At 25.8% G+C, this 9693-nt stretch carries 13 protein-coding genes and 1 rRNA gene; 5 read left to right on the forward strand and 9 right to left on the reverse strand.

The features are described 5' to 3' along the window. Both C7U54_RS14190 and C7U54_RS14195 read right to left on the reverse strand, forming a co-directional pair. Positions 1–108: ribosomal RNA gene (locus C7U54_RS14190) — 16S ribosomal RNA — on the reverse strand; the annotation flags it as partial. Positions 109–496: 388 nt separating this feature from the next. Beyond that, the gene (locus C7U54_RS14195; RefSeq protein ID WP_107030698.1) at positions 497–1507 is read right to left on the reverse strand and encodes a MerR family transcriptional regulator; all 1011 of its coding nucleotides are present in this window, start codon (positions 1505–1507) and stop codon (positions 497–499) included. 738 nt (positions 1508–2245) lie between these two features. Here C7U54_RS14195 and C7U54_RS14200 point away from each other — a divergent pair. The 3 genes from C7U54_RS14200 to C7U54_RS14210 are packed head-to-tail and all read left to right on the forward strand — an operon-like array spanning position 2246 to position 3391. Then, positions 2246–2539 carry a hypothetical protein gene (locus C7U54_RS14200; protein WP_107030699.1) on the forward strand — a complete coding sequence of 98 codons (294 nt, stop codon included), beginning with the start codon at positions 2246–2248 and terminating at the stop codon, positions 2537–2539. 32 nt (positions 2540–2571) lie between these two features. Next, complete coding sequence (locus C7U54_RS14205) at positions 2572–2766, forward strand: hypothetical protein (protein WP_107030700.1); 195 nt, start codon at positions 2572–2574, stop codon at positions 2764–2766. Between the two features lie 58 nt (positions 2767–2824). Continuing rightward, positions 2825–3391, forward strand: a complete 567-nt coding sequence (locus C7U54_RS14210; protein ID WP_107030701.1) for a hypothetical protein — start codon at positions 2825–2827, stop codon at positions 3389–3391. Between the two features lie 254 nt (positions 3392–3645). Here the strand turns inward: C7U54_RS14210 and C7U54_RS14215 are convergent, their stop codons facing one another. The 5 genes from C7U54_RS14215 to C7U54_RS14235 form a co-directional block, all read right to left on the reverse strand. Then, complete coding sequence (locus C7U54_RS14215; RefSeq protein WP_107030702.1) at positions 3646–3879, reverse strand: hypothetical protein; 234 nt, start codon at positions 3877–3879, stop codon at positions 3646–3648. 79 nt (positions 3880–3958) lie between these two features. Next, entirely contained in the window at positions 3959–4360 is a 402-nt protein-coding gene (locus tag C7U54_RS14220; RefSeq protein WP_107030703.1) for a hypothetical protein, read from the reverse strand. After that, positions 4348–4818, reverse strand: a complete 471-nt coding sequence (locus tag C7U54_RS14225; protein ID WP_107030704.1) for a DUF2599 domain-containing protein — start codon at positions 4816–4818, stop codon at positions 4348–4350. Before C7U54_RS14225 ends, C7U54_RS14220 begins: the two co-directional genes overlap by 13 nt. 640 nt (positions 4819–5458) lie before the next feature. After that, a complete protein-coding gene (locus C7U54_RS14230; protein ID WP_146137643.1) occupies positions 5459–6100 on the reverse strand; it encodes a DUF1835 domain-containing protein in 642 nt (213 codons plus the stop codon). 1 nt (position 6101) lies between these two features. Then, the gene (locus C7U54_RS14235; protein WP_107030706.1) at positions 6102–6470 is read right to left on the reverse strand and encodes a hypothetical protein; all 369 of its coding nucleotides are present in this window, start codon (positions 6468–6470) and stop codon (positions 6102–6104) included. Positions 6471–6750: 280 nt separating this feature from the next. On the opposite strand from C7U54_RS14235, the gene C7U54_RS14240 reads away from it, so the two are divergent. Next, positions 6751–7089: a PadR family transcriptional regulator gene (locus C7U54_RS14240; protein WP_107030707.1), complete on the forward strand. Its 339-nt coding sequence runs from the start codon at positions 6751–6753 to the stop codon at positions 7087–7089. Continuing rightward, entirely contained in the window at positions 7082–7459 is a 378-nt protein-coding gene (locus C7U54_RS14245) for a DUF6120 family protein (RefSeq protein ID WP_107030708.1), read from the forward strand. Before C7U54_RS14240 ends, C7U54_RS14245 begins: the two co-directional genes overlap by 8 nt. Positions 7460–8096: 637 nt before the next feature. Here C7U54_RS14245 and C7U54_RS14250 read toward each other — a convergent pair. Beyond that, positions 8097–8846: an ABC transporter ATP-binding protein gene (locus C7U54_RS14250; RefSeq protein WP_107030709.1), complete on the reverse strand. Its 750-nt coding sequence runs from the start codon at positions 8844–8846 to the stop codon at positions 8097–8099. Further along, positions 8827–9693, reverse strand: an 867-nt coding sequence (locus C7U54_RS14745) for a hypothetical protein (protein WP_162297525.1), incomplete at its 5' end; no start/stop codon positions are given. The genes C7U54_RS14250 and C7U54_RS14745, both read right to left, overlap by 20 nt.

Genomic DNA, 9693 nt, shown 5'->3' on the forward strand with positions numbered 1-9693 from the left:
TGTATTACTCACCCGTTCGCCACTCTTCACCGAAGTGAAGCGTTCGACTTGCATGTATTAGGCACGCCGCCAGCGTTCATCCTGAGCCAGGATCAAACTCTCCATTGTCCTTCTATCTCTTCAGACAACTTTGGTCTGTTTAGCTCTTTTTTATTTCTTTAACTTAATTGACGTTGTGTTTTATTCTTTCCTGTTCAGTTTTCAATGTCCTCTCACTTGACTCTCTCGTCGAGTGCCCATTTATATTACCATCCCCTCTCCCTTTTGTAAAGCTTTTTTCTGTATTTTTTTATCTTTTTTCTCTCTTTCCCTCTTTTTCTGCCTTTATATCAACGTTTTTTTCATTGATCTTTTTTGATGTTTTTTTATGATTTGGTGTTTACAAACTATTTTGAGTATCAAAAACAGCAAATTTTATATACCCTTTATTTGTTTTTTTATAAAAATGCAAAAGAATCAAATTAAAATTTGACTCTTTTATAGCATACTTTTATTATTATCTTCCTATTAAATAATCATTAAGATTTATTCCTTGTTTCATTGCATAAAGAATATTATAAGGATCTTCAATATATTCTACTTTCTTTTCTACAATTGTCGCAATATATCTTGCATCATCATTTAAAATCATTGGCCAATAGAAATAGAATGTTTGTCCATCTTTAAATGTGAATTTAAAATCAGAAACATAAGTTTCATAAGCCAATGGACTTCCTGTACTCATATATTTTTTCTTAGCAATAACTTCAAGTTTTTTAATATCTTCATATAAACATTTATGCATAAATTGATGTTTTTTATTAAAAACAACCGCAAAGAAATATTTGAAATTACTTATTGGTCCATTAAATTGATAATAATAAATACCATCACTTAAAAATTCTACAGATTGATTAAGTATATTATCTAACATCATCGCTGATGTTTGTTTAAAAGAAAATGCTATCATTAACATAAATGTAACTATAAAAAATACAATGCCTACTAAAACTCTCATATTTCCTAAATCATAAGGCATTCTAGAAAATGACACAGCAACTACAAGTGCTCCTATAAAAGTAATAATTAATTGTCTTCTTGCAAGTTCTGGTGTAAGTTTTCTTCCTAATGAAACTGTTGAAGTCGTTTTTTGAAAACCTAATCCCATTTTATTATTATTATTTTTAATTTCACTTAATTCTTCTATTAAAGGTAGATCTTTATCATAATAATCATCTATTGTATCTTTAATTTCATTCATACTTTCTATTTGTTTTTGCATGTTCACTTGATTGATTTTTAAACAATGCCTAAAATCTAATTCACCATCTAAGATAGCTTTAATATCATCAACAGATATTTGAAGATTTCTTAAAAATTTAATAATTTTCAACTTTTGAACTGTTTCATCGTCATAATCACGATAACCATTTTCTTCTCTTTTAGGTTGAATAAGCCCCTCCTTTTCATAATATCGAATTGTGTACTTTGAAAGACCAATTTCTTTTTCTAATTCATTTGTTTTCATATTACCTTTCCTCCTTTCAACATCATTGAACACTATGGAGTGGCTCCACAGTCAATATTTATTGTAAAATAATTCAATAAAATACTCTATTTACATAAATTTAATAACAATCTCTTTAAATTTTCTTTGTCACCTATCTTTTACTTCTTTTATATTTTAAACAATACACTTATCTTATTAACAAATCATATATTTCAACTTAATAAACCATATGACACATCTTTTTAAATAAGATTTGAATTCATAAAATTTAAACCATAATTTTATAAGCAAAATTATGGCTTTTACGTGTACAAAACTTGACACCTAATCACCACCTGTTTCAGATGGTCAATTAAGTATTTCAATAAGAATAGCATTTATCTAATTATACATTAGAATTATTGTTTTTTATTGTTTTACAAAATATTCTCTATAAAAGAAAAAACTCGTAAATCAAAATTGATTTACGAGTTAAAGAACAAAAAAAGAGCTTCTTCTATCTTGAAACCTTTTTTTATTTAGCATATTTTTCGCTAGATTAAGCTAATTATTATTTTATCTGCTTATATATTCAATAATGTTTATTTATCAACACTTTACTTCATTTATATTTTATACTATTCATTAAAATTTACGCTCTTTTTAAGAAAAATGTTGCTAATTGAATAAACACCAATATATTGAAGGCTAATCAGATGCTCAAAAAGAATATATTTCAGATAATGATTAAAATATCAATAAAGGTTGGTGTTTATAATGATTACTGAAAAACAAGTTGTTCAATATTTGAAAAATAAAGATCAAGACTATATTGATAATCTTCTGGAACGTATTAAAAATTCTTGTTCAATCAATGTTAAATCTGAGTCTAAAATAATTTGTCCTATATGTGGTTCGTCTTCTGTCAAGAAAAATGGCAAAGATTCCTATGAAAACAACGTTATTTTTGTAATGACTGACACAGATCTTTTAGTGAAAACACTAAAACATTATTTTTTTGTTCTCATTTTACAAAAGATCAATGGCTCAAATTTATTGATTACGAAATAAGTGGTTTAACACTAAAAGATGAAGCTTATTTTATGAATACATCGATAACAACATGTTTTTATATGAGACATAAACTTTATAAAACAGCATCACAAATCATTCAAGAACAAAAATTAAGTAATGAAATAGAAATCGATTCTCAATATTTAAGTATCAATCTTAAAGGAACCAAACTAGAAAATATGCCTAGATATTCAAAAAAAAAGAGGAAAACAATCAGCATATAGAGGAATATCACATCATAAGGTATGTGTTACATGTGCAATAGATAGTCAAGATAACATAATGATGAATATTGTTGGTTTGGGATCAGAGTCATTTGAAAAATACATGTCTGTAATCAATAGACTAGATAATGTAAAGAAATTAATCAGTGATTCAAAGTCATGCTTTAAACAATTTTCAAATGAATTGAAAGCAGAAAATAGTTATATTAAAACCTCACCAACACAAAAGCATTATTTAACAGAAGATGGAAATAGTCTAGCATCTGTTAATGAATTAATGAGTGAAATAGAAAATATTATTCAAAGGACACATGGTTTTTCAACAAGATATGCACAAGAATATTTAGATTTTAATATTTTAAGAAAACAAATAAAATATAAGTATAAAAGAGATGAACAAGCAAAGAAGCTATTCGAAGAAGTGAAAGATAGTGAATTTATTAAAAATGCATTGGTGTTAAACACACCAATGCCAATATCATTAAAAGAAGCCTACTATGAGTATCACTATGGAATATTTTCAGATGCTTATCTTAAAAAAACAACAAAATTCTTAAAAAGAGCGAATTTTTATTATATTTTCCCTACTCCATTGTTTTCCAAATACTTCCATATCTCATTCTAATGTATATTCATTTTTATAAAACACTATAACTAGACATTCCATATTCAATCTTTTATGTAAAACTGTAACAAATTGCAATACATTCCTTTTTTCATGAATTATTTTGTAAAAATAGCTTTCTATCCCTTAGTAACAATACAACATAAAATACTTCAATATCTTTCTATAATTATACTATACTTTTCTTCCCAAATAAAAAGAAGTATTCAATTTTTTTAAATTTCAAATACTTCCTTAGTTTATTCTCAATATAATTATTTTATTTCAAATTGATAATTATCTAATCCATCAATTACTGAGCAAATTTTTTCATTGTAAACATGAAATAATTCAACCTTAGCATTTTCTATAATAGAAATCATTTCTTTTTTCGATATGCCCTTTTCTTCCATCATATCTAAACATTTCGCTACGGTAATTCTATCACTTTCATGAATACTTCCCATAATCATCCACATACATTCATCCATATTATTCTTATTATCCATATAATAACTCCTTCTATTAATCATATAAATAGGTAAATTGAAGCCATAATTTTTCCGATAAAAACATTTGTAAAAATGGCTATTTTTTATTAAAAAAAGATTTTAATTCGTTTATCTTTGTAAGTCGATTTGTTTCATGGTTATTCTCATAATATATAATCACAGGTACCGTATCAACCCTATTACCTTCTAAAAAATAAATAAACTTAACATTTTTCTTCCAATACGCTGTACTAATATACTTAATAGCTACATTATTTGTCTTTAAAAATTTTTCTAATTCTTTTTGAAATTTTATACAATCAATACAATCTGGTCTCCCATAGTAGTAGTACCCTTGTTTATAATCTAATTCTGTTAAATCGCTTATACTAGCGATTTCACCTGTCTCTATCCCTTTATCATGACTATTAATCAAGACTATTGAAATCAATATACAAAATAAACTTAATATTAATAATAATTTCTTTACGGATTGCATCCTTTTGCTATTACCTTACCAAGATCAGTTTCTGTTCTATGTGGTTCTAAATTCCAAGGATTTTTAAGTTTTCCTATTGTCATATGATGACATAAAAATTGCGCTTCCATTGATGCGGTATGTTTCCATTTAGAACTACTTTTATGTTTTTTATACAATTCTTGGAACGCAGTTTTAGCCACTGCATAATTTGCTGCAGGTAAATCATTAGGGTATAAAGCAGAGCCTTTAAAATTTATGCTTAATGAAACAACTCCATTTCTTGTGATCCATTTGCTTGAATTAAAATACTTACTATAGCCAGATGATGCTCTAGCATTATTATTAGAAAGTGCCGACATATATTGTCTATATAATTCAACATCTTTTTGAGTTGCATACATATGATTTGAAATATCATAGTCATTGCTATATAATTCACCATTTTGTATCAAATAATAGATGTTTATATATTCCATAATTTCTTCATCTTTTTTTGAAATATTTTCTGATTTTTCTAAAGCACTAGCAGTTACACAATTAACACCTAAAAGTAAAGCTACTAAAGCAGTAAATAAAATTTTTTCATTTGAATTCTCCTTTCAATCAACAATTAGTTTTTTTACAAAACAATACTACTAAAACTATTTGAATCACACATACACAAAGAAAATATATAGATAATATTTGCACCATAAATGGAACAATATCCAGCAACGCCGCCCAATCACTTTCTATCAGTAATCCTTTTATATAATTTATACACATCAACAAGGTGATTATACTAATGATATTGTTAATAACCAATGTATAAATGAGCTGTTTGCTTTTATTTAAAAAGAACATAACGTTAATAAATAACAATAATATATTTGCGAACAAGCATAATGCAATAATAAGTATCAATATTTTCACCTCCGTTAAACAACGATTACTTAAATTAAAATATTCTAGTCATATGTTTAGATATATACACAATGTCAATATGAAATAAATACAATTCAATAAAACTTGCATTTTGTTGTTTATATATTTATCATTTTCTCTTTGAAATAATTTTATATTATTTGCTTTCCTCTACCATTTTCTTAATTTTCTTATATAAATAAAGATAGTTAATTAGGCTTTTTTTAATACTTCTTCAACTATTCTTTCTGTATTATTTTCTTTTTGGCTATTAATTACATTATAAATAAAATTATCAAAATCTTCCTCATTCATCATTATAACTTCACCATTTTTTATAAGTTTTATTGGTTTATTTGTTAAAAATATTTTCTCACCAATTTCTGAATATCTTAAAATAGAAACACTTCTCATTTTATTCATTAATTGCATGAAATCACTTGGACAATTTAAAAGGGCGGAGTGTTTACTTATATCTTGTAAAACTATATTTGCATCACAAACATAAATTCTATTTAATACATCTCTTAAAAAATAGCATACAACAAAGAAATCTACCATTTCCATCGGTACATGAGACATCCACACTCTAATTTTATCACCTTGCTTGATTTTGTATAAACCATTTAGAAATAAAGAATATTTATTATAAAAATATTCTTTATTTCTTTTACCGTAATCAACAACACCATATTTACATAATTGTTCATATCTTTCATTAATACTAAAATCCTTAAAGTTTCCTAACGAATAATCGTCTGGACAACAAAGAATAGTATCAGAATCTATGAATCCTGTTGCATATAAATAACGTAAATTTGCTTCAGTTGTACTATCGAAACACACTTCTATCATTTTATCCAATTTTTAAAGTCATTGTTTGGGTAATTCTTCCTCCATTCAAGACTTCCCCTTCTACTAATGAAATATAACATTTCGCTTTATTTCCTTTTTTAAATGACTTTGTTCCGTCTACAAAACAGCCTAGTAAATAATTTGGAGAATTACTATGTTGCTCAATAGCTATGGTATTAGAAGCATACGAATTTTGATCTTTAATGGTGTGTTTACCATAAATACTTCTAATTCTTGCTTTTTTATTTTTTGCTTCTAATTTTATGTGTAGATCAATTGTTCTATCCGCTGCAACAATTTCAAACAACGTACCCCTTTGCTGAGAAATACTATCCTTATTTTCTACAAATCCACCTGTCTCCTCATCCAAATATGGCACCTGCTCTGCTTCATAAACAATCGGCTCTTGCTCCTGAATATTGTCATCTTATGCATAAGATGGTGATGCAATCAGCCCAAAAGTAAGAAGCATAACCGTTAAAATAGTTAAAATTCTTTTTATCTTTATCTCCTCTTCTTTTATATTTCGAAAACGTTCTCTAATTGAATATTATCATATATTAAATTATTTGTACATAGTTTTTCTATGTATTGATGTTTTTTAAATATATATTATAATATAATTATCTTAACGTTAAGGAAGTATTAATATGGCCAGAAAAAATAGTTTTTTTAAATTAGATATGTTACTTCTATGTATAATTGCCAAACAAGATTGTTATGGTTATGAAATTACAAAACAAATTAAATTATATTCTCACGAGTTAATAGATATTAAAGAAGGTACTATGTATCCTATCTTGTATAAATTACAGGATGAGAATTATATTTCAAGTTATGAAAAAGTAATCGAACGTAAGGTAAGAGTTTATTATCACATAGAAGAAAAAGGAAAAGAAAAATTATTAGAAATGATTAATGAGTTTAATAATGCTGTTGACGGAATTCACAACGTTATTAAAGAATCTTTGGGAGGAGCTTATGAATAATATAAAAAAATACATTAAGAACATTTGGACAATTATGCCTATGCATACTAAAAAAGAAAAATTCTATTTAAATGAATTAAAAAAACATTTAAATGAATATTTAGATGATCACCCACAATGTTCATATGATGATATTGTTCAACAATTTGGAGAGCCTAAAGATATTGTTGTGAATTACATACAAAACAGTGATGAAAATAATCTTATTAAAAGAATGAAATTAAAATCAAATATACAAAAATTTCTTATATTCTTTTCAGTAATTTGCACAATTTTAGCAATTTTCTTTAGTGTTCTATGGTATGATTACATACAGGAACAAAAAAATTCTATTATTTATGAAATTGAAACAACAATTACCGAAAATTAAATAAATAGTGAGAATATGAAAAAATTTGATATCACTAATGTAATCTATTACTTATTTATATTTATAGCAATCATTTTGCTAATTAACTCATTGATTTTTAATGATAATAACCACAGTTTTTTAACAAGCATTATCATAATTGGTATATCTGTTTTAAGAAAAATAAGATAACAGTATTAAAAAACAAAATAACTACGTAGTCCTTTCTACATAGTTATTTTATTTTTTTATAACATTTTGATGAAAATTTTGCACTTTTTTTTAATTTTTTTGGTATAGCCCATTTTTAGGGCAGTTTTAAGCATTATTTTATTCATAAAAGCTGAAAACCCGCAAATCAAAAAAACGTTGATTTCATGCGGGTTTTAGCGTAAAAAAAAAGGCTTCTTCTATCTTGAAACCCTTTTTTATTTAGCATATTTTTCGCTAGATTAAGCTAATTATTATTTTATCTGCTTATATATTCAATAATGTTTATTTATCAACACTTTACTTCATTTGTATTTTATACCATTTTTAACTATTTAATAATAACACAAATTTATTTGGTATTTTTTTGGTATAAAATATGATAAATATAATCCAGCGAAATTTATATTTAGAAAAATAATATATCACAAATTATTTTTTATAATATTTATAAATGCATTTGAGTTGTAACTTTAACAATTTCTTTATAATAATCATCTTGTGATTTTGTATTACGATCAATCGATAAATCTAAATGTCCATCTTTCATGTAATAAACTTTCTTTGAATAAGAAGCCACAAAACTATCATGAGTAACCATAATAATAGTTGTGTGTTTTTCTTCATTGATTTTAACTAGATATTCCATCAGCTCCCTAGCATTTAAACTATCGAGATTTCCTGTTGGTTCATCCGCAAAGATGATCTTTGGCTCATTAATCAACGCTCTCGCAATTGCTGCTCTTTGTTGTTGTCCTCCTGAACATTGGGAAGGATATTTATCAATGATTTCTTCGATATTTAACATTTTTGTAAGTTCGTTTAATTTTTCTAATTGTGTTTGTTGATCTACTTTATTAAGTCTTAATGAAAATAAAATATTATTTTTGATTGTTAATGATTCAATAAGATTATAATTTTGAAAGATAAAACCAATTTCTTCTTTTCTTAGATTTGCTTTTTCCTTTTCTGATAAAAGAAGTAAATCTTTTTGATTAAGAAAAATTTGTCCATGAGTTGCTTCATCAATCGTTGACAAGATATTAACAAGTGTTGTTTTTCCTGAACCAGAGGCTCCCATAATACAAATAAAATCACCTTTTTCTACTTTAAAGTCTAACCCATTTAAAGCCACCTTAGGATGCATACCATAAGGATTATAAACTTTCTTTAAATTTCTAATTTCCATGTAACTCATAATTTTGACCTCTTTTCTTTAAATAAACAATCAATTCAGCCATTCCATAAGGAACAACAAACTCAAGTAAAACAATACCAACAAGTCCTAAATCAATCGATGCACGAATTAAAAACGTACAAGCAATACTTAAAATATAAATACCTGCAAAAATCCATAATACAACATAAAATCCATTTCCTTCTTTATAAGATATTTTCTTGACATCTTGATTTGTAAGTCCCATCTTACATAAATTTTTAAAATGTTCTTTCTTTTCTAAAGCATCGATATCAAAACGACTGACAACACTTAAACATAAAACAAAATTAATTAAGATAGCACCAATGTGTAAAGCAATATGCAACATCTTCATATGAATTGATGAGAAAATAAATGTTGGTATTAAAATTACAGCTAACATAATAAAGACAATTAATAGTTTGCTTTGTTGCATAAATAGAGCCAAATCACCTAAAACAATCGTATCTTCGCCTTTTAGATTCAATGAATCAACCATTTCATTTAAAGTATGAGGAATGAAATAATAAAACAAACCATAAGCACTGATAGCCCCAATACAAGAAGCAATCGCAAATCCTGCATCTAATTCTTCTCCTACATACATCGCATAAAGTCCTAAGAAATAACCTAAGATATAAATATAATCAGGAATGATAAAGACACGATGATCTTCTTTTTGTGTTGTAATATATTTATCTTTAATAAGTGATGATAAAGAATTATTGTTGATATAGTTGATTTGCATAGCGATTAAAATAACTAAAATACAAACAACTAAAATTCCTAACATCTTAAATAATTTAAAGTTAAAATAGAAAATACTTTGATGAATATGACAATAACG

Source organism: Faecalibacillus intestinalis (genome assembly GCF_003024685.1).
Taxonomy (GTDB): Bacteria; Bacillota_I; Bacilli_A; order Erysipelotrichales; family Coprobacillaceae; genus Faecalibacillus; species Faecalibacillus intestinalis.

Bases quoted from the DNA above. Each gene is read 5' to 3' on its own strand.
- C7U54_RS14195 (WP_107030698.1), bottom strand. From the start codon at position 1,507: ATGAAAACAAATGAATTAGAAAAAGAAATTGGTCTTTCAAAGTACACA.
- C7U54_RS14200 (WP_107030699.1), top strand. From the start codon at position 2,246: ATGATTACTGAAAAACAAGTTGTTCAATATTTGAAAAATAAAGATCAA.
- C7U54_RS14205 (WP_107030700.1), top strand. From the start codon at position 2,572: ATGAATACATCGATAACAACATGTTTTTATATGAGACATAAACTTTAT.
- C7U54_RS14210 (WP_107030701.1), top strand. From the start codon at position 2,825: ATGATGAATATTGTTGGTTTGGGATCAGAGTCATTTGAAAAATACATG.
- C7U54_RS14215 (WP_107030702.1), bottom strand. From the start codon at position 3,879: ATGGATAATAAGAATAATATGGATGAATGTATGTGGATGATTATGGGA.
- C7U54_RS14220 (WP_107030703.1), bottom strand. From the start codon at position 4,360: ATGCAATCCGTAAAGAAATTATTATTAATATTAAGTTTATTTTGTATA.
- C7U54_RS14225 (WP_107030704.1), bottom strand. From the start codon at position 4,818: ATGGAATATATAAACATCTATTATTTGATACAAAATGGTGAATTATAT.
- C7U54_RS14230 (WP_146137643.1), bottom strand. From the start codon at position 6,100: ATGATAGAAGTGTGTTTCGATAGTACAACTGAAGCAAATTTACGTTAT.
- C7U54_RS14240 (WP_107030707.1), top strand. From the start codon at position 6,751: ATGGCCAGAAAAAATAGTTTTTTTAAATTAGATATGTTACTTCTATGT.
- C7U54_RS14245 (WP_107030708.1), top strand. From the start codon at position 7,082: ATGAATAATATAAAAAAATACATTAAGAACATTTGGACAATTATGCCT.
- C7U54_RS14250 (WP_107030709.1), bottom strand. From the start codon at position 8,846: ATGAGTTACATGGAAATTAGAAATTTAAAGAAAGTTTATAATCCTTAT.